Raw genomic sequence first — 783 nt, 5'->3', positions numbered from 1 at the left:
GTTCCAGGGCGACGCGGCGACGGCCCGCGCGCAGGCCGAGGAGGCGCTCACCCTGGTCGATCCGCTGGAGAGCCGCTCGGTTCGCGTGTACGCCCGCCACGCGCTCGGCGCCGCGGCCGTCGCGGAGGGCGCCTTCGGGATCGCGTACGACCAGCTCCGCATGGCTTTCACCGCCGACGGCGCCCCCGTGCACTACCACGCCTCCTACCCGGCCCTGGCGGATCTGGCCGCCGCCGCGGTGCGCTGCGGCCGCCGTGCGGAAGCCGCAGCGATCATCGAGCGTACGGCGGCCGACCTGGCGGGCAACGCCTCACCCCGGCTGCACGCCCTGATCAGCCGGGCCCGTGGCCTGCTGGCCGACCCCGGGGACGCCGAACCGCACTTCCGGGCGGCCCGGCAGGCGGGCGGGATCGAGTTCGCCGAGTACGACGAGGGCATGTTCATGTTCGGGCTGCTGGCGGCGGCGCACCGGCTGCCGTTCCTGCCGACGCGGGCGGGGCTGGGGTCCGGCGTGCTGCGGGTCAACCCGGACCTGCGTACGGTGCGCTTGCCGTACGGGGACGGGGAGGAGCTGGTCGCGGTGCCGGCCCTGACCATGGACGTGGCGCTGGTGCACCTGAGCCGGGCCGACGCCCGCGGGAACGCCCAGTACCTGGGCCCCGACCCGTACTTCGACGACCTGTACGCCAAGGCGGCCGGGCGCTGCTACGTGTCGTGCGAGCGGCTGGTGGACACCGCCGACCTGCTCAAGGAGGGGCCGGTGCAGTCGCTGCTGATCAGCAG

1 protein-coding gene is annotated in these 783 nt (G+C 75.1%); it reads left to right on the top strand.

All coding sequences use genetic code 11. The features are described 5' to 3' along the window. Positions 1–160: 160 nt before the first annotated feature. The coding region (locus DMH01_RS42320) for a CoA transferase subunit A (RefSeq protein ID WP_305016651.1) at positions 161–783 on the top strand (623 nt) is incomplete at its 3' end.

The organism is Amycolatopsis sp. WAC 04182, assembly GCF_003947465.1.
Classification (GTDB): Bacteria; Actinomycetota; Actinomycetes; order Mycobacteriales; family Pseudonocardiaceae; genus Amycolatopsis.
Note: the sequence above shows the minus strand (reverse complement) of the source record. Positions and strands in the feature narration are given on the sequence as shown.